16 protein-coding genes are annotated in these 19,197 nt (G+C 34.8%); 12 read left to right on the plus strand and 4 right to left on the minus strand.

Annotation, left to right across the window (positions count from 1 at the left end):
• Nucleotides 1-72 precede the first annotated feature (72 nt).
• Nucleotides 73-1,314 carry an ABC transporter permease gene (locus ACNQGN_RS08275; RefSeq protein ID WP_417987355.1) on the minus strand — a complete coding sequence of 414 codons (1,242 nt, stop codon included), beginning with the start codon at nucleotides 1,312-1,314 and terminating at the stop codon, nucleotides 73-75.
• Between the two features lie 400 nt (nucleotides 1,315-1,714).
• Between ACNQGN_RS08275 and hisS the strand changes: the two genes are divergently transcribed.
• From hisS to ACNQGN_RS08320, 9 genes are all read left to right on the plus strand, one after another.
• On the plus strand, nucleotides 1,715-3,085 hold the full coding sequence (gene hisS / locus ACNQGN_RS08280; RefSeq protein ID WP_417987356.1) for a histidine--tRNA ligase: 1,371 nt from the start codon (nucleotides 1,715-1,717) through the stop codon (nucleotides 3,083-3,085).
• A 333-nt stretch (nucleotides 3,086-3,418) separates the two neighbouring features.
• Nucleotides 3,419-3,997, plus strand: coding sequence for a nucleotide exchange factor GrpE (locus ACNQGN_RS08285; RefSeq protein WP_417987357.1), 579 nt, complete (start codon nucleotides 3,419-3,421; stop codon nucleotides 3,995-3,997).
• Between the two features lie 78 nt (nucleotides 3,998-4,075).
• Nucleotides 4,076-5,191, plus strand: a complete 1,116-nt coding sequence (gene dnaJ, locus ACNQGN_RS08290; protein WP_417987358.1) for a molecular chaperone DnaJ — start codon at nucleotides 4,076-4,078, stop codon at nucleotides 5,189-5,191.
• A 147-nt stretch (nucleotides 5,192-5,338) separates the two neighbouring features.
• Nucleotides 5,339-6,259: an ABC transporter ATP-binding protein gene (locus tag ACNQGN_RS08295; protein ID WP_417987359.1), complete on the plus strand. Its 921-nt coding sequence runs from the start codon at nucleotides 5,339-5,341 to the stop codon at nucleotides 6,257-6,259.
• Between the two features lie 106 nt (nucleotides 6,260-6,365).
• A complete protein-coding gene (locus ACNQGN_RS08300) occupies nucleotides 6,366-7,682 on the plus strand; it encodes an ABC transporter permease (protein WP_417987360.1) in 1,317 nt (438 codons plus the stop codon).
• Nucleotides 7,683-7,817: 135 nt separating this feature from the next.
• Entirely contained in the window at nucleotides 7,818-8,981 is a 1,164-nt protein-coding gene (locus tag ACNQGN_RS08305; protein ID WP_417987361.1) for a sigma-54-dependent transcriptional regulator, read from the plus strand.
• Between the two features lie 76 nt (nucleotides 8,982-9,057).
• Nucleotides 9,058-9,783: a DEAD/DEAH box helicase gene (locus ACNQGN_RS08310; protein ID WP_417987362.1), complete on the plus strand. Its 726-nt coding sequence runs from the start codon at nucleotides 9,058-9,060 to the stop codon at nucleotides 9,781-9,783.
• Between the two features lie 16 nt (nucleotides 9,784-9,799).
• Entirely contained in the window at nucleotides 9,800-10,018 is a 219-nt protein-coding gene (locus ACNQGN_RS08315; protein ID WP_035670567.1) for a DUF2007 domain-containing protein, read from the plus strand.
• A gap of 21 nt (nucleotides 10,019-10,039) precedes the next feature.
• On the plus strand, nucleotides 10,040-10,846 hold the full coding sequence (locus ACNQGN_RS08320) for a Cof-type HAD-IIB family hydrolase (RefSeq protein ID WP_417987363.1): 807 nt from the start codon (nucleotides 10,040-10,042) through the stop codon (nucleotides 10,844-10,846).
• A gap of 106 nt (nucleotides 10,847-10,952) precedes the next feature.
• Here the strand turns inward: ACNQGN_RS08320 and ACNQGN_RS08325 are convergent, their stop codons facing one another.
• The gene (locus ACNQGN_RS08325) at nucleotides 10,953-12,986 is read right to left on the minus strand and encodes a S9 family peptidase (protein WP_417987364.1); all 2,034 of its coding nucleotides are present in this window, start codon (nucleotides 12,984-12,986) and stop codon (nucleotides 10,953-10,955) included.
• Between the two features lie 156 nt (nucleotides 12,987-13,142).
• On the opposite strand from ACNQGN_RS08325, the gene mtaB reads away from it, so the two are divergent.
• Entirely contained in the window at nucleotides 13,143-14,471 is a 1,329-nt protein-coding gene (gene mtaB, locus ACNQGN_RS08330) for a tRNA (N(6)-L-threonylcarbamoyladenosine(37)-C(2))-methylthiotransferase MtaB (protein ID WP_417987365.1), read from the plus strand.
• Nucleotides 14,472-14,549: 78 nt separating this feature from the next.
• On the opposite strand, the gene ACNQGN_RS08335 is transcribed toward mtaB, so the two are convergent.
• Both ACNQGN_RS08335 and ACNQGN_RS08340 read right to left on the minus strand, forming a co-directional pair.
• Nucleotides 14,550-15,266, minus strand: a complete 717-nt coding sequence (locus ACNQGN_RS08335; protein ID WP_417987366.1) for a 3-ketoacyl-ACP reductase — start codon at nucleotides 15,264-15,266, stop codon at nucleotides 14,550-14,552.
• Nucleotides 15,263-16,102 carry a DUF6929 family protein gene (locus ACNQGN_RS08340; protein ID WP_417987367.1) on the minus strand — a complete coding sequence of 280 codons (840 nt, stop codon included), beginning with the start codon at nucleotides 16,100-16,102 and terminating at the stop codon, nucleotides 15,263-15,265. The genes ACNQGN_RS08335 and ACNQGN_RS08340 overlap by 4 nt, the downstream gene beginning before the upstream one ends.
• Before the next feature lie 189 nt (nucleotides 16,103-16,291).
• Here ACNQGN_RS08340 and ACNQGN_RS08345 point away from each other — a divergent pair, with 189 nt between their 5' ends.
• Together ACNQGN_RS08345 and ACNQGN_RS08350 are read left to right on the plus strand one after the other, a co-directional pair.
• Complete coding sequence (locus ACNQGN_RS08345; RefSeq protein ID WP_417987368.1) at nucleotides 16,292-17,173, plus strand: PPK2 family polyphosphate kinase; 882 nt, start codon at nucleotides 16,292-16,294, stop codon at nucleotides 17,171-17,173.
• A 185-nt stretch (nucleotides 17,174-17,358) separates the two neighbouring features.
• Complete coding sequence (locus ACNQGN_RS08350) at nucleotides 17,359-18,807, plus strand: PhoX family protein (protein ID WP_417987369.1); 1,449 nt, start codon at nucleotides 17,359-17,361, stop codon at nucleotides 18,805-18,807.
• Nucleotides 18,808-19,197: the final 390 nt, after the last annotated feature.

Genomic DNA, 19,197 nt, shown 5'->3' on the forward strand with positions numbered 1-19,197 from the left:
ATTTTTTGTAAAACTTAGATTAAAAGTCTCCTGAGGAATCAAGACGTTTTTTTTAGTGAGCTGCAAACTAAGTTACTCGTATCGTAACGCTTCAATCGGGTCAAGCATAGCTGCTTTTATAGCTGGATATAAGCCAGAAACAATTGCTACGATAAAACTTGTTATGAAAGCTGCCATAATAGCACCCCAAGGAATTACAAATACAAAATCCATTGCTGTGGCTAAAGCAAAACCGATTGAGATTCCCAAGATAATTCCAACTAAACCGCCTAATTGTCCAATAAGTAATGTTTCAATGAAAAACTGAAAAGCAATCGTAGTTTTTTTTGCTCCCAAAGCTTTTCTAACCCCAATTTCTCTGGTACGTTCCGTTACTGAAACAATCATGATATTCATCAAGGCGATTGAAGAACCAAGAACAGTAATAATGCCAATAAGCCATGATGCAAGCCCTAGGTATTTTGTAATTCCTAAGATTCTATTAATAAGATCATCACTTCGAACAATGCCGAAATTGCTGTCTTTCACAGGACTTAATTTACGAACTCTGCGCATAGTACTTGTTGCGTTATCAATGGCTTGATCCAGTAGTTCTTTTTTTGATACCATGACACTCATAGTGTAATTGATATTAGGCGCCGTAAACAGAGAACGAGCCACTTGAATTGGAATTAAAACTCTTAGATCCTGGCTGTTTCCAAAGGTAGATCCCTTTTCTTTTAACACTCCGATAACTTTAAATTTAGCACCGCGGATAGAAATTATTTTATCAATAGGATTCACATCTTTTAGTAATCCTTTTTCAAAATCAGATCCCACAACGCAGACATAGGAGTTGTTGTCAATATCAAATCCGGTAAAATTTCGTCCCAAACTGGTTTCTAAACCTGAATTAGTTATAAAATGCTGGTCAACGCCTAAGATGCTGATTTCAGGATCGGTTTCTGTGGCTTCATATTTAACTTCGGCAGTAGAAGTTGCGGTAAAAGAAAGTGAGGTTTCAGTAAAAGGATAGTTAAATTTGTTTTGGAAAGCAATAGCTTCAGGATAGGAAATGATTGGATTTATAATTTCTCGTTCCTGACCGCCACGGTTTCGCACTTCATTTTCATATTGATTAATGTTAAAAGTATTAGCTCCCATTGAAGCGAAATCAGATGAAATTGTGTTTTCTAAAGCAGAAACAACGGTTAGGATCCCAACTAAAGCAGTGATGCCTATTGCAATAATCAGCACTGTAAGTATGGTTCGCAGCAATTGTGTTCTAATAGAACCAAAGGCAATTCTAATATTTTCTTTGAATAATTTTAGCATAATACGAGTTTGACACGAAAATACAATTTTTGTTACAATTTTTCTTTTTTAATGTTGCCAGTGTTTATTTTTTAAAAAAGTAATAAGACAACATTTATTGCGGTTGTTTTAAATTAAATCGTATGAGAATCCATTTCCAGCTTTTTGCTGCAATATGGCAATGTTTTTTTTCTTTTTCTTTTTTCAGGTATGAAAATAATATTATTTTTCACTTCCATAGTATCAATTTAATCAGGGATAGTCCTCCCCGCAATAAAATGCGAAAATATGTAAACAGATTTATTTTAAAAATAAGATATTTGCAAAGAATTACAATTTAGAATTTCGCTCTGCGATTTTGCATTAGTTGATTGTACTATTTAAAATGCGTAATTCATAATTCATAATTCGTAAAGCAATAATGGCATCAAAACCGAGCATTCCAAAAGGGACTAGAGATTTTTCACCAACTGAGGTGGCAAAACGTCAATATATCATTCAGATTGTAAAAAGTAATTTCGAGAAATTTGGTTTTCAGCCTATAGAAACCCCTTCATTCGAAAATTCCGAAACTTTAATGGGTAAGTACGGAGAAGAAGGCGATCGATTAATTTTTAAAATATTGAATTCTGGAGATTATTTGGCGAAAGCTAATGCAACTCATTTAGAAAATAAAGACAGTACTAAATTAACATCAAGCATTTCCGAGAAAGCCCTGCGTTATGATTTAACTGTACCGTTTGCTCGGTATGTGGTACAACATCAAAATGAAATTGAGTTCCCATTCAAAAGATACCAAATCCAACCGGTTTGGCGAGCTGACCGACCGCAAAAAGGACGTTTTAGAGAGTTTTTTCAATGTGACGCTGATGTTGTAGGTTCTAAATCGTTGTGGCAAGAAGTAGAATTGGTTCAGTTATACGATACTGTTTTTTCTGCTTTGGGATTAAACGGTGTAACTATAAAAATTAATAACAGAAAAATTTTATCTGGGATAGCGGAAGTCATTGGTGCATCAGATAAATTAATAGATTTCACCGTTGCACTGGACAAGTTAGATAAAATCGGCGAGGACGGAGTAAAAAAAGAAATGATCGAGAAAGGTATCTCTGAGGAAGCTATTCTAAAAGTTAAGCCGTTATTCCGATTTACGGGAACTATTTCAGAGAAAATAGAACAACTTTCGGTTTTGCTTGATCAATCTCAAGAAGGAATGAAAGGAGTGGAAGAGTTGCGTTTTATCTGTAATAATGTTACTGAATTAGGATTGTCAACGGCAGTTTTAGATTTAGATGTAACCTTGGCAAGAGGACTTAATTATTATACTGGAGCTATTTTTGAAGTGGCTCCTCCAAAATCAGTTGCCATGGGATCCATTGGTGGTGGTGGAAGATACGATGATTTGACAGGAATTTTTGGATTGAAAAACATGAGTGGTGTAGGGATTTCTTTTGGATTGGATCGCATTTATTTGGTTGTTGAAGAATTAAATTTATTTCCTGAAACCGTAACGGAAACTTCCAAGGCGTTATTTATTAATTATGGAGACTCTGAAGCTTTTTATGCTATGAAAGCAATAAAAGAATTGAGAAATTTAGGCGTTAAAGTAGAATTGTATCCTGATAATGCGAAGGTGGCCAAACAGTTTCAGCATGCGGATAAACGAGGCATTCCTTTTGCTGTAATTATAGGTGACCAGGAAATGGCATCGAATTCTTTTTCGCTAAAAAATTTAGTTACAGGCGAACAGGTTTCGTTGGATTTTGAAGGTTTAAAAAATGCGCTGTTGTAATTTAATTTTAAAGCATAAAAAAAGCTTCGTTTATTAAACGAAGCTTTTTTTAATATAAGGTAATGGTGAATTAATAATTATTTTGAAGCCCTTGAAGCTAACCTTAAGTTCGTTTTGTTTTTAGAATACCTAAATTTAGGAAAATTACCATCACAAACTTATTCAAACTAAATCGAAATAGTCTTAAAATTATATTAAATTTTTACCAGGTGAAACGAGATTGTATTTTGCTATTACCATTAAAAAATACAATGCATAATCGAAAAAGAATGACAATTTGACATTTTAAAAGAATTGGCAGTACTTTTGCAATCCAAAGAAAAGAATAGAAAAATGAAGTTTAAGAATATTTTTAAAAATATAAGTAATATGACTACTGAAAATACAGAAATCGATCAGGAAATAGATGACCTAACATTAGAAAAAAATGCGAATGGTGAGCAGATTATTATTGAGGAACTAAGTGTTGAAGAGCAATTAACTCAAGACTTGGCTAAAGAGAAAGATAAGTATTTACGATTATTTGCTGAATTTGAAAATTACAAACGAAGAACTTCAAAAGAGCGTATTGAATTGTTTAAAACAGCAAATCAAGAAGTTTTACTTGCAATGCTTCCCGTTTTAGATGATTTTGACAGAGCCGTGGTTGAAATTAGCAAATCAGAAGATGAGTTGCTATTGAAAGGTGTGGAGCTTATTCACGAAAAATTAAAAAGCACATTAGTTTCTAAAGGATTGGAGCAAGTTGACGTTAAAGCTGGCGATGCATTTGATGCTGATTTTGCTGAAGCAATAACTCAGATTCCTGCACCTTCGGACAAAATGAAAGGTAAAATTGTTGATGTTCTTGAAAAAGGATATAAATTGGGAGACAAGATCATTCGTTTTCCAAAAGTTGTTATTGGGCAGTAGTAGATCCGCGATTAATCGCGTCTTTATATCACGCGTAGAGGAACACCGCTGTGTGACTCAACAAAAGAAAAAATAAAAATGAAAAAAGATTTTTACGAAATATTAGGCATTTCAAAAAGTGCTGATGCTGCCGAAATTAAAAAAGGATACAGAAAGCAAGCTATAGCGCATCATCCTGACAAAAATCCTGGAGACAAATCGGCAGAAGAAAAGTTTAAATTAGCAGCCGAGGCATACGAAATACTAAGTGATCCTCAGAAAAAAGCAAAATATGATCAATATGGACATCAAGCATTTGATGGTTCAGGTGGTTTTGGTGGTGGTGGTCACGGCGGGATGAATATGGATGACATTTTCAGTCAGTTTGGTGATATTTTCGGAGGCGGCTTTGGTGGTTTCGGAGGCGGCGGAGGCGGCGGAGTTCGTCGTGCTAAAGGAAGCAACCTTCGTATCAAAGTAAAATTGACATTGGAAGAAATTGCCAATGGTGTAGAGAAAAAAGTAAAAGTAAAACGCAAGGTTCAAGCACCTGGCGTTAGTTATAAAACATGTTCTACCTGTAACGGTCAAGGACAAGTTATGCGGGTTACCAATACAATTTTGGGTAGAATGCAATCTGCCTCAACATGTCCAACTTGTAATGGTTCTGGTCAGATTTTAGATAAAAAACCGGCAAACGCGGATTCACAGGGAATGATTCTTGAAGATGAAACGGTTTCAATAAAAATACCAGCTGGTGTTGTTGACGGAATGCAATTAAAAGTTTCTAATAAAGGAAATGACGCTCCAGGGAATAGTATTCCAGGGGATTTAATTGTAGCTATCGAAGAGATCGAGCATGAATTTTTGAAACGTGAAGGCGAGAATTTGCATTATGATTTATACATCAGTTTTGCAGAAGCTGTTTTGGGTATTTCAAAAGATATCGAAGCCATAAACGGAAAAGTAAGAATTAAACTGGAAGAAGGAATTCAGTCGGGTAAAATCTTGAGGCTTAAAGGAAAAGGAATTCCGAGTTTAAATGGATATGGTAACGGAGATTTACTGGTGCATGTGAATGTTTGGACACCAAAAACGCTGAACAAAGACCAAAAACAGTTTTTTGAAAAAAATCTTACCGATGAGAATTTTATTCCAAATCCTGAAAAATCAGACAAATCATTTTTCGAGAAAGTAAAAGATATGTTTTCATAATAAATAAAGTTTTTAAGTAGCGAAGTAATTTGTTGCATCTTGAAAAATTAGAGCCCATTCTTGTTAAAATAAGGATGGGTTTTTTATATAACAATTCTAAGTATTTCGGTACTAATTATTTACTTTTACACAAATTAAAAAATAAGCATGAGTAACATACTTGAGGTTAATAAAATTGTGAAGCAATACGTTGATTACGTAGCGCTTAATGAAGTTTCATTAACTGTTCCCAAAGGAAGTATCTACGGGCTTTTAGGTCCAAATGGAGCTGGAAAAACATCACTTATCCGAATAATAAATCAAATTACTTTACCTGATAGTGGCGAAATTATTCTGGACGGTGAAAAACTGCAACCCAAACATGTTCAGTACATAGGTTATTTACCCGAAGAAAGAGGGTTGTACAACACAATGAAAGTTGGCGAACAATGCTTGTATTTGGCTCAGATGAAAGGGCTTTCTAAAGCTGAAGCAAAAAAACAACTCGAATATTGGTTTGATAGATTAGAAATACAAGGGTGGTGGAACAAGAAAATACAAGAGCTTTCTAAAGGAATGGCGCAAAAAATTCAGTTTGTAGTATGTGTTTTACACAAACCCAAACTGTTGATTTTTGATGAACCATTTTCTGGTTTTGATCCTGTAAATGCTACTATTATCAAAGATGAAATTCTGGCATTAAGAGAAGAAGGAGCTACTATAATTTTCTCCACACACAGAATGGAAAGCGTTGAGGAATTGTGTGACCATATTGCCCTGATTCATAAATCGAATAAACTCATTGAAGGAAAACTGGAAGATGTAAAAAGACAATTTAAAACCAATAGTTTTGAAGTGGGCATTTTATCAGATAATGTAGAAGGTCTGATGTATGATATTACACAAAAATTCACTGTAGGACCAGCTAATTTTAAATCACTCAACAACGAATTAAAACTGGAGGTTCAGATTGGAAATGCCACACCAAATGAGTTGTTGAATGTACTGACTCAACGTGGACAGGTAACGCACTTTGTAGAAAAAATACCGAGCGTACATGATATTTTTATAAAAACAGTAACACAATAGATTGTTGAAATTCTTAGATTATTGGACTTTTGCAATTTTCTAATCTAATCTAATCGTTTTAAATAATCAACAGCAACAGAATCTAAAAATCTAAGCAGCCTAAAAAATGAGTATCATTTCATTAATCATAAAAAGAGAATTTATAGCTAAAGTGCGCAATAAATCTTTTATTGTTATGACTTTTTTAAGTCCATTACTATTTGTGGGAATAGCAGTGTTTGTGGGTTATCTAAGTTCTATGAAAGCCGATACCAAGCGAATCGCCATTCATGATGAATCGGGTTTGTTTGTCAAAGAATTCACTTCACTAAATAGTAAAACGAGTGAATATAAGTACCTTGATTTATCTTTAATAGATTTGAAATTTCTAAAAGACAGTATTACTAACGAAAGTTATGAAGGATTGATCTACATTCAAAATGAAAGTAATTCGAAAGACTTCGAAAATAAAATACAGTTTATTTCGAACGACAGTCCAAGTATTTCATTCATAGAAAATATTCAAGATATAGTTGCCAGTAAGCTCACTAAAGATAATTTGGAGAAAGCACATCTGGATACATTAGCCATAAAAAATGCCCAGTCAAAAGTAAATATTAGTTTAACAAAGGCATCAGGCGAAGAGAGTGTAAAAGGGCTTAACGAAATCAAAATAGGAATTGGAGGAGCGTTTGGATATCTTATTATGATGTTTATTATCATCTATGGAAACATGGTGATGCGCAGCGTCATCGAAGAAAAAACAAGCCGAATTGTAGAAATCATTATTTCTTCCGTAAAACCATTTCAACTGATGATGGGGAAAATTATAGGAACTGCATTAGCGGGATTGCTACAATTCGTTATTTGGGCAGTTATTGGACTGTCGCTAATGTTTGCTGCTTCTGTATTTTTTGGCGTAAATGTGGGGCCAACGGCTAGAATTTCACCTGAATTGATGCAAGCGGCACAACAAGAAATGACGGGAACTGCGCAAATATATATCAGGGAATTATGGAATTTACCTATTGCAAATATCTTGATTGGATTCGTGATTTATTTCATAGGAGGCTATTTCCTTTACAGTTCATTTTATGCTGCAATTGGAGCTGCAGTAGATAATCAAACGGATTCACAACAATTTCTTTTACCGATCATTATGCCATTGATGTTGAGTGTTTATATAGGTTTTTTTACGGTTATAAATGATCCGCACGGAACAATTGCAGTTGTCTTTTCAATGATTCCACTTACGTCACCAATTGTTATGCTCATGCGTATTCCGTTTGGCGTACCTTTGTGGCAAATTGCAATATCAGTAGCATTATTATTTGCAACGTTCTTTTCCGTAGTTTGGTTTGCAGCAAAAATATATCGAATAGGAATACTTATGTATGGTAAAAAACCAACATGGAATGAAATGTACCGATGGTTAAAATATTAATGGGGAGCTTATTTCAGTATCCGTTAAAATATAATTAATTTATGGAACGATTTCCCGCTTTCTGTTGCAATCTTTTTATTTTTAAAGAAAAAATAAAAATAATTTTCACTTTAATCGGGGCAAAAATATAAAAATATGTCAAAAATACTAATCATAGAAGATGAAGCCGCTATTCGAAGAGTACTTACAAAAATACTCACAGAAGAGAACGACACTTATCAGGTTGAAGAGGCAGAAGATGGTGCTGCTGGTTTTGAAAAAATAAAAAACAACGATTACGATTTGGTTTTGTGTGATATCAAAATGCCAAAAATGGATGGTGTTGAGGTGTTGGAAGCAGTAAAAAAAATAAAACCTGAAATTCCAATGGTTATGATTTCCGGTCACGGCGATATGGAAACAGCTATCAATACGATGCGGTTGGGAGCGTTTGATTATATTTCTAAACCACCAGATTTAAATCGATTGTTAAATACAGTTCGTAACGCTTTAGACAAAAAACAACTTGTAGTTGAGAATAAAATTCTGAAGAAAAAAGTCAGTAAAAACTATGAAATGATCGGTGAAAGTGAAGCGATCAATCACATCAAAGTTATGATTGACAAAGTGGCGCAAACTGAAGCCCGAGTTTTAATAACGGGGCCAAACGGAACCGGAAAAGAGCTTGTGGCACATCAATTGCACGAAAGGAGCGAAAGAGCAAATTTTCCGTTAATTGAGGTGAATTGTGCCGCTATCCCATCTGAGTTGATAGAAAGTGAATTATTCGGTCACGTAAAAGGGGCTTTTACATCTGCAGTGAAGGATCGCGCAGGAAAATTTGAGGCAGCTGATAAGGGAACCATTTTCTTAGATGAAATTGGCGATATGAGTCTTTCAGCGCAAGCCAAAGTATTGCGTGCTTTGCAAGAAAGTATGATTACAAGAGTAGGAGCAGATAAAGACATTAAAGTTGATGTTCGTGTCGTTGCCGCAACCAATAAAGATTTGAAAAAGGAAATTGCCGAAGGTCGTTTCCGCGAGGATTTATACCATCGTTTGGCTGTTATTCTGATAAAAGTTCCGTCGCTGAATGACAGGCGAGATGATATCCCGATGTTGATTTCGCATTTTGCAGATAAGATTGCATCAGAGCAGGGAAATGCTATAAAAAAGTTTTCAAAAGAAGCTATTAATTTATTGCAAGAATACGATTGGACAGGAAATATCCGCGAATTGCGAAATGTAGTGGAACGCTTGATTATCCTGGGTGGAAGCGAAATTTCTGAAAATGATGTAAAATTGTTCGCGAGTAAATAAAACTAATTTAATGATTTGAAAATGGAGTGATTTAAGAGTTTAAATCACTATATTTTTAATCTTTCAATCATAAGAAATGAAACTAAAAAAAATAAACGAAAAGTTGCAACAGGCATTAATTGAAAACGGTTTAACGGAAGCCAATACAATGCAACAAGAAACATTTTCGACTTTAAAAAGTGGTGCCGATTGCATTATTATTGCGGAAAAAGGAAGCGGTAAATCTACTACAATTGTGTTGAATGTAATTCAACAGCTGGTTCGTGAAGGTGAGGAATCGCCTCGTGCTTTGATTATCGTTGAAGACAAAGCTAAAGTATTGGAAATGGAAGAGCTTTTCGAAAAGTTTGGAAACTATACTGATTTGCGCGTGTATGGGGTACATGATAAGGGTGATATGGAATATGATAAAAATTATATTTCAACAGGAATTGATGTGTTGATTGGGACTCCAAACAAGTTAAGCGAGATGTTCACTACAGCAGGTTTTAATGTGAACAGACTAAAAATGTTTATTTTGGATGACGCAGATCCAATTTTGAAATTGCGACATGAAACGAAAATTATGCGTATTTCGAATAGTATAACTAAGACACAACGTATTATTTTCTCAGAGCAACTCACAGAGAGAATCGAAATTCTTGCTGAAAAAATGTTGGTGGAGCCTTTTTTATTCGAAATTGAAGAAGAAGATGATCAGGACGAAGAAGACGAAGATTTTGAAGAAGACGAAGATTTTGAACCTGAAGCCGGAGATGACTTCGAGGAGCAAGAAGGAGATGAAGAAAATGGCAATAAATAATTAAATAAAGAATAAGATGGGATTAATGAAAGTGTTTTCGGGAAGTGAAATTTTAGCTTTGGCGTTACAACAGCGAATTGAAGCGATAGGAGTAGATACCGTTTTAAAAAACAACATACAGTCAGCTCGATTAGGAGGTTTTGGAAATTCAGATTTAGCAGTAGAATTATTTGTTCAGGAAACGGAATTTGCAAAAGTGAATCCGGTTATTGAAGAATTCAGAATGAGTATTTAACGTATTCGAAACAAAAATAGAATGAAATATAAAATGTTAGTTTTGGACATGGATGACACTTTGTTGACCGATGACCATACCATTTCAAACGAGAATAAAGAAATGCTGTCTAAGGCACAGGAATTGGGTATTTATGTTATTTTGGCATCCGGTAGACCGACACCTGCGATGACTTCGTATGCCAAAGAATTGCAATTGGATAATTCGTATATGATATCATATAACGGGGCTGTTATTACCGATTTAAAGGAAGGTAAAGTCATTTTTGAGCAAACCTTGACTCAGGAACAAATCCATGATTTGTACGATTACAGTTTGAAAAGTAAAACACATATTATTACTTACCTTGATGGAAAAATTGTAAGTGAGACGGATTCTGAATACATCGAAATTGAAAAAAACATCACAGGCTTAGAACATAATAAAGTGCTTAGTTTTAAAGATGAGGTTAAGTCCTCAGCTGTAAAGTGCATTTTATTGGAAGAGCCAAGTTATCTAAAGCAAGTAGAGGAAGACTTGAAAATAGCCATGCCACATCTTAGTGTAAGTATGTCAAAACCCTTTTTTCTTGAAGTGGCACAAAATGGAATTGATAAAGGAGCCAGCATAAAAATTTTAGCAGAAAAACTGAATATTCTTCAAAGTGAGATTATAGCTGTTGGGAATGCAGGGAATGATTTGACAATGATAGAATATGCGGGATTAGGAGTTTGGGTAGACAATGTAACTCCAGAATTGAGAGATAAAGGAGATGTTATTGTGGCTTCCAATAATAATCATGGCGTAGCTGAAGTAGTGCGACGATTTATTTTGAACAACAGTTTATAATACTCTAAAGAACCTGTTTTTAATGACAGACAATTAGATTAGAAATTAAAAAATGAAGAAGGAGTTATAAAATAACTCCTTCTTGTAGTTTTTGGTTTAAATGATTTTATTCATTTTTAGATTTGTAAGTTACTTTGCTAATGTCAACAGTAATTTCCTTTAATCTTTTTGCAACATTTTCTGGCATTTCTTTTTGAAATTGTCCACCTAAAACTCCTGATAAGAATTTTTCGGTTTCAGCATACATTGCCATTCTGTTTATCGGTTTTGCAAATCCATGACCCTCATCATCGGCTAAAAGATAAGAAACTTGTTTTCCTTTGTCTCTCAAAGCAATAGCAATCTGATCTGCTTCTGCTTTTTTAACTCTTGGGTCGTTGGCGCCCTGAATAATTAGTAATGGTTTTACGATTTTATCGGCGCTAAATAAGGGGCTTGCTTCATGCATTCTTTTTTTGCCCTCTTCCGTATTTGGATCACCAACCATTCCGTATAAAAATGCTCTGGCAGGCTCCCAATAAGCAGGTATTGACTCTAATAATGTGAAAATATTGCTTGGTCCAACAATATCAACACCGCATGCATATAAATCTGGTGTAAAAGCGAGACCAGCCAAAGTAGCATAACCTCCGTAACTTCCGCCCATAATAGCCACCTTGTCTTTATTTGCAATGCCTTTAGAAATTAAATACTTAACGCCCCAGGTAATATCATCCTGCATCAGTTTTCCCCACTGCAAATCACCCGCATTTAAAAATTCTTTTCCATAACCGCCACTAGCTCTAAAGTTAGGTTGTAGAACAGCATATCCCCGATTAGCTAAAAATTGTGCTTCGGCATCATAACCCCAAGTATCTCGCGGTCCTTTTGGACCACCATGAACTAAAATTACTGTTGGTAAATTCAGATTTTGTTTTCCAACAGGTAAAGTCAAATATCCTGTAATTTCTAAACCATCGCTACTTTTATAACGAATAGATTTCATTGGAGCTAAATATTGTTCGACCTTTTTTAAAGCAGGTCTTGGTACATATTGTGATAGTAATTCTTTGGTCTCTGAGTTAAAAAAATAAACTTCAGGCGCATATTTATCTCCCCAAACTGCTATCAAAAATTTCTTTTCATCTGTAGTTTTACTTTGAAAATCTACTTCTCTACCTGGAAATTTTAATTGTAGGAATTTGTAATTTTCTTCCCATTTTTTATCTTTCCATGTATAAATGGTTTTATCATCTGTATAGGATGTAGAAATTAATTTTCGGGTTACCTCACTAACTTTTAGACTACCGAAATCGACTCTGTTTTTTGGATCACTTTCTATTTTAGTCATTTTTTGAGTGTCTAAATCCATTAAAAAGAGTGTTGAAAGATTTAAGTCCCCTTTGTTGGTTACAAAATAGGCTTGTTTGTTGTCCGGTGTCCAACTGGTAATATAAGCTTGTTCCGTTACCGATGTTTCGTAAATCTGAGTCAGTTTGTCTCCTTCTTTTTTAAATATTGCAGTAGTTCCTTTGTTATCGGTTTTAGATAATACTCTTAAATTTTCATCCCAGTCAAAGTCATATGCTGTGACTCTATCTTTGTTTTCGTATATTTGAGTAAGTTCGCCTGTAGATATTTTAAGTTGGTATAAATCGTGCCAGGCCTTATCCCTGTCATTTAAAGAAATCATCATCAAATCTGGATTTTTCTTACTAACCAAGTTTATTTGTGCTGTAACTTCTTTTAAGGGAGTTAGGTTTCTAGAAACTGGAACCTTGTTTGCTTCTGTTGCTGACATTGGGTCAACGGCAAAGACATTAATATTTTCATCCCCATTTTCATCTTTTACGTACAAGATATATTTGCCGTCGTTTGACCAGAAATAGCCATACATTGGACGTTTACTATTAGTAAGAGGACGTGCTTTTTCAAAAGGCTCGTCAAATTTTTTAACCCAGATATTCATAATTCCTTCATATACTTTCATGAAAGAAATCCATTTTCCATCCGGGCTCAATTTTCCGCCGGAAATTTCGGGATTACCAAAAAATAATTCCCTGTCTAAAATGGGAACTGTAGTTTGATTTGTTTCAGTTTGAGCCATCATACTACTAATACTGATGAAGAATACAAATAGGCATAAGGTTTGTTTTTTCATAAAATAAAGTTTTAAATTGTTTAGAGCTTAGTTAATATTGAAAAATGGGTACAAAAATTTATCTTTTTATTTCTAGGGTTTTCTTTGTAAATTTGCAAACTATACTTGTATTAATGTAAATATAACAAGAAAATACGTAAGTAGTTGATTATCATTATGGGAAATAAAAAAAAAGTTGCTTTTTATACGCTTGGTTGCAAACTGAATTTTTCAGAAACTTCTACTATTGCTCGTAATCTTCAAGATGAGGGTTTTGATCGGGTAGATTTTGAGGAAGTAGCTGATATGTATGTGATTAATACGTGTTCAGTTACTGAAAATGCAGATAAACAGTTCAAGCAAGTCGTGCGAAAAGCAATGAAGTTGAATGATAAAGCATTTGTTGCGGCGGTGGGTTGCTATGCGCAATTGAAACCGGAAGAATTAGCGGCAGTTGATGGTGTGGATTTAGTTCTTGGTGCAACTGAAAAATTTAAATTGGCTGACTATATTAATGATTTGTCTAAAAATGATTTTGGGGAAGTGCATTCTTGTGAAATTGCGGAAGCCGATTTTTATGTAGGTAGTTACTCGATCGGGGACAGAACCCGCGCTTTCTTGAAAGTACAAGATGGCTGTGATTACAAATGTACGTATTGCACGATTCCGTTGGCAAGAGGAATTTCGAGAAGTGATGAACTCGAAAATGTGCTAAGAAATGCATCTGAAATTTCAAAACAAAATATTAAGGAAATTGTTCTTACCGGAGTAAATATTGGAGATTACGGAAAAGGAGAATTCGGAAATAAAAAACACGAACATACATTTTTAGAATTAGTTCAGGAATTAGATAAAGTGGAAGGAATCGAAAGACTTCGAATTTCATCTATCGAACCTAATTTATTAAAAAATGAAACAATAGAATTTGTTTCAAAAAGTAGAACTTTTGTACCGCATTTTCATATTCCGTTGCAATCCGGAAGTAATGCTATTTTAAAGTTGATGAAGCGTCGTTACCAACGTGAAGTATATACTGAACGAGTGAATAAGATTCGGGAAGTTATGCCACACGCCTGTATTGGTGTAGATGTGATTGTGGGTTTTCCTGGTGAAACAGATGAACATTTTTTAGAAACCTATCATTTTTTAAATGATATGGATATTTCTTATTTACATGTTTTTACATATTCGGAACGAGATAATACGGAAGCTGCAGAAATGGGTGGCGTGGTTGCTGCTAATGTGCGTGCGAAACGCAGCAAGATGTTACGCGCTTTATCGGTTAAAAAACGTCGTGCTTTTTACGAAAGTCAATTGGGAGCTAATAGGACTGTTTTGTTTGAAAGTGAAAATAAAGAAGGATATATTCACGGTTTTACCGAAAACTATGTAAAAGTAAAAACGCCGTGGAATCCAGAATTGGTAAATACCTTACGTGAAATCAATTTGACTAAAATTGATGAAGACGGAAGTGTACGAATGGATTTTGTAAATGTTTTAGTTTAAGATCAAGACGAATTTCTACAAATAACAAAACCCCTTTTTTCAAGGGGTTTTGTTATTTTAACAGCAACAGTTTACAGTTTAAGGATTCGTAGACCAAATACTGCTGTTTTTGATAAAAACGCGTTGGTTTAATTTAAGTTGCGCGATGATTAATTCAGCCATGTCTTCAGATTGCATGACTTTATCAGGATTTCCATCAGTAAGTTTCAGTTCTTTGGCCATATCTGTAGCAACGGTGCTTGGTGTTAATGCAGTTACACGAATGTTATGTTTACGAACTTCCTGCATCAACGATTCTGTTAATCCTAGAACGGCAAATTTTGAGGCGCTATAGGCACTCGTTAAAGCATTTCCGCTAAGTCCTGCTGTCGAGGAAATGTTAATGATGTCACCTGCCTGTCTTTCAATCATATTTGGCAAAACAGCACGTGTTACATAGTAAGTTCCCATTAAATTCACCTGAATAATGCGTTCCCAGGCAGCCGGTTCCAGTTCTAAAAATTTCCCAAAAGCGGCAATTCCTGCATTGTTGATTAAAATATCAATGGTTTTAAATTCGGCTAAAGCTTTTTCAATGGCAGTATTTACAGAATTGATATCTGCAACGTCAGCGGATAATGCTACTGATTTTACTCCCAAAGCGTTTACTTCTTTGGCTACTTCATCTAGATCCGATTGTGTTCGGGCAAGCAGAATTACATTTACGCCTTCTTTTGCCAAAGCAATCGCTACGGCTTTTCCAATTCCTTTTCCAGCACCCGTAATTAGGGCATTTTTATTTTTTAAGTCGGTCATTTATTTTTATCTAATGTTAATTTGTAAATATCGGTTTCTAAAATTTCAGTATCCTTATCTTCACATAGTAAGAACTGTATTTTTTCATTGGAGTTTTCAAATAAAGTCAATCCTTCAAATTTATGGCTATCACTGATTTTTTGCGTAAAATTAATTTTCATGGTTTTTAAGTTGATACTGCCAATAAGACTTCCTAAAACTTCGCCATCATCATACGTAGATTCGGTGTCTTCGGCAGTTGCCAAAAAATAAATAGTATTATCGACTAAAACAGCATCGGTAAAACTACTGCGAACTCCTTTTATTTTAGGGAGTTTGTATTCGTTTGAAAGAATATTGAATTCGTTGGTCAGGTTTTTTCCTTCGATTGTGAAAAGGATATTCTTATTGGAACTTCCGTTTCCCCGATTGAATAAAAACCAGCTTTCGCCATTGTAAATAGCACCTTCGATGTTGAAATCTTGCGGTTTTAATTTCCCAAAATTTTGCATAACTGAATACAAGTCCACGAGATCAGTTGTGGCGATCATTTTTTTGTCTTTGGAGTTGATTTGTACCATTTTGGTTCTTTTTTCGGTAGAACCGGAACCAAAAACATAAATATTGTCACCAAAATGGGTTATGGCTTCAAAATCCGGTTTTTCTTTTTTAAGAATGTTTTCTGTTGCATTTTCTAGTAACGGATGCCGTTTTAAATCGCTGGAATCAATTTGGTATTCGTAAAGGAAACCACTGTTGTCTCCAATGATTAAAAGGGAATTGTCTTTGTAAATAAGTCCTGAAGCAGAACCAATTCCAATGATTTGAAATAATAAATCGAGTTTGAATTTTTCCATTGTATTTATTTTAAAAAACGAGCATTTAGTTCCCGATTGAAACGCTATCCTTTTCCATTTTCCTTTAAAAAAAGGAAAGATATAAGTGTACAGCAGGAAAACACTCCTTCCTTAAACTCCGTTCTGTATGGTATCGGGAGCAAACCTTTTTTTTGCTATATTTGAGTTTACAAAGATAAATTATTTCTTATGAAGTCTATAGATCCCAACGATTTTAAAGTAATTGGTAAAGTTGAATTGTCTAAAATCCCTACTAATTTGTTCAATGAATCCAGTGAGGATGATAAAGAAGAGAAGTTAGATAAGGTGCAGGCGAAATTGAGTGAGTTACAGGATGTGATGTATGCACATAATCGATATGGTGTTTTGATTTGTTTGCAAGGGATGGACACGTCGGGGAAGGATAGTTTGATTCGCGAGGTCTTTGAGGAATTTAATCCCCGTGGCGTTGAGGTGCATAGTTTTAAAACGCCCAATTCAACGGAATTAGAGCACGATTATTTATGGAGGCATTATTTGGCTTTGCCTGAGAAGGGAAAGTTTGCGGTTTTTAATCGGACGCATTATGAGAATGTTTTGGTTACTCGCGTGCATCCAGAATATATTTTGAATGAAAATTTGCCGGGAATTGAAAAGGTGGAAGATATTACGCCCCAGTTTTGGGAGGACCGATTGGAGCAAATCAACAATTTTGAAAAACACATCTCACAAAATGGTACGATTGTTTTGAAATTTTACTTTCATTTGAGTAAGGAGGAGCAACGTAAACGCTTGTTGAGACGATTGGAAGAAGTGGAACATCATTGGAAATTTTCACCCGGTGATTTGAAAGAGCGCGAACATTGGGACGAATACATGCACTATTATGAAGAGGCGATTAATAAAACAGCCACTAAAAATGCGCCTTGGTATGTCATTCCTGCTGATGATAAGGAAATGGCTCGTTATATTGTAGCTAAAATTATCTGGGAAGAAATGCAAAAATATACCGATATAAAAGAACCAAAATTAGATGAAAAAGTAAAAGCTAATTTTGAGATGTATAAGGATATGTTGAAGAAAGAACAGTAATTTAAATGTTTTTATCAGGAAAATTATTGGAAGTTTATCATTGTGTTACGGTACTGTTAGTATGTAAATTTAGTGTTTCTATTGTTTTTATAGTTCGGCAACTCTTGGCTATTTATTAATATTCTATTCATTGAAAGTTTAAATTCAGCGTATTTCTTTGCTGAAAATTTTAAACAATCAACCAAATGAAAAGAATTATTTTTCCAGTGTTATTTTTAGCTTCATTAATCTCCTGTGAGAACGATGTTAAATCTTCTAATGAAACGACAAGTGTTGTTTTAGCGAATCAATCAGCTACCCCTGTATTATTGAAAAAGCAGACGGGTTTTGAGAACTTAGAGCTTTTTTCTTTGATTGCCTCAGATGATGTTTTAGCCGGAAGCCCAAATTTTGTTTTTGGCGGTTCAGCGGATGGATCTGGTTTGTTGAAAAATGCAGATGAGACTTTTACTTTTTTGGTGAACCACGAAGACAATTTTGCTGTCTCAAGAGTGACTTTTGACAAAACATTCAAGCCTACAAAAGGAGAATATTTATTGAATTCTAATGGAGGAACTTGGAGATTATGTGGTGCATCGATGGCTACAGTTGCTGAGAATGGTTTTGGACCATTGTATTTGACTTGTGGTGAATCTGGAGAAGAATCACGCACACATGCTATTAATCCTTTTGGTGATGTTGGTTCTGCGTCTGTTTCTAAAGAATTACCGGGTTTAGGAAGACTAAGTGCTGAAAACGCATTGCCGTTGAAAACAGCTGCTTTTTCAGGGAAAACGGTGGTTGTAATTGGGGATGATGATTCAGGGACAAATGGAGGGCAGGTATTTATGTATGTTTCAAACACTGTTGGTGATTTAGCGAACGGTTCTTTATATATGATGAAAAGAACAGATAACAATCAGAGAGAAAAAGATATGGTAACCAATCAAACGTACGGTATTTCTTTTGTGAAAATTGAGAACCACACTACAATGACCGGAGCCGCTATAAATGCATCTGTGAATACATTGAAAGGAATCAAATTTGGAAGAGTAGAGGATTTGGATTATAAAAAAGGAACTGATGCCGGAGCAAGAGAAATTTATTTTAACGTTACAGGTCAGAATACTACGGGAGCAAATGCTGATGCTTCAAGAACGAAATATGGTAGAGTTTACAAATTGAACTTAGATGCAAATAATCCTTTGGCAGGAACACTTGAAGTAATTCTTGATGGTGATAACCGTACTGGAATTGCAGGAAAATTCCAAAATCCGGATAACATTTGTGTGACAAAAAACTACGTTTATGTTCAGGAAGATGCTAACGGATATGGTGATGAAACCCATGACGCTTATATTTACCAATACAATATCGCTACTAAACAATTGAAAGTGGTATTGGAATTAGATCATCGCCGCACGGCTACCGATGCTGCGAAGTATAATGTAGGTGGAACTTCAGCATTTGGAGATTGGGAATATGGAGCAATGATTGATGTGTCAGAGCAATTAGGAATCGAAGATACCTTTTTATTGAGTGTTCAGCCTCATACTTGGAGAGGTACAAAATACAAAGGAGTTGATGGAGGGACCAATCGTCCAAATGAGGATCAAGCAAGTCAAATCGTTTTAATCAAAGGATTAGCGAGATAATTTACCAAATCAAATAGTAAAATACCCACGGTTTCTTATTATAAGAAACCGTGTTTTATGGTATAAAGAACATCCGAGGATGGATACCCATTTTCAATACTCAAAATATTCAAAACTAGTGTAGATTTAGATAGATACGATGAAAACTCTGGTGTTTACATATAAAATGCAAAAGAATATTTACGATAATTTTTCAAGAAAGCCCCCATACACTTGGGTCTTTAGACGGGGGATGAATTGAAAATGCAAATACTTCTAATCATTTTAGATATACAAGTGACAATTAAATACTTTTTTTATATATTTGTTTAATGGAAAAGCGATGGAGGAAAAGCAGAAGTGCTACATACAATATAGCCTATCATTTGATATGGTGTCCAAAATACCGTA

The organism is Flavobacterium rhamnosi (assembly GCF_048286515.1).
In the GTDB taxonomy this organism is placed as follows: domain Bacteria; phylum Bacteroidota; class Bacteroidia; order Flavobacteriales; family Flavobacteriaceae; genus Flavobacterium.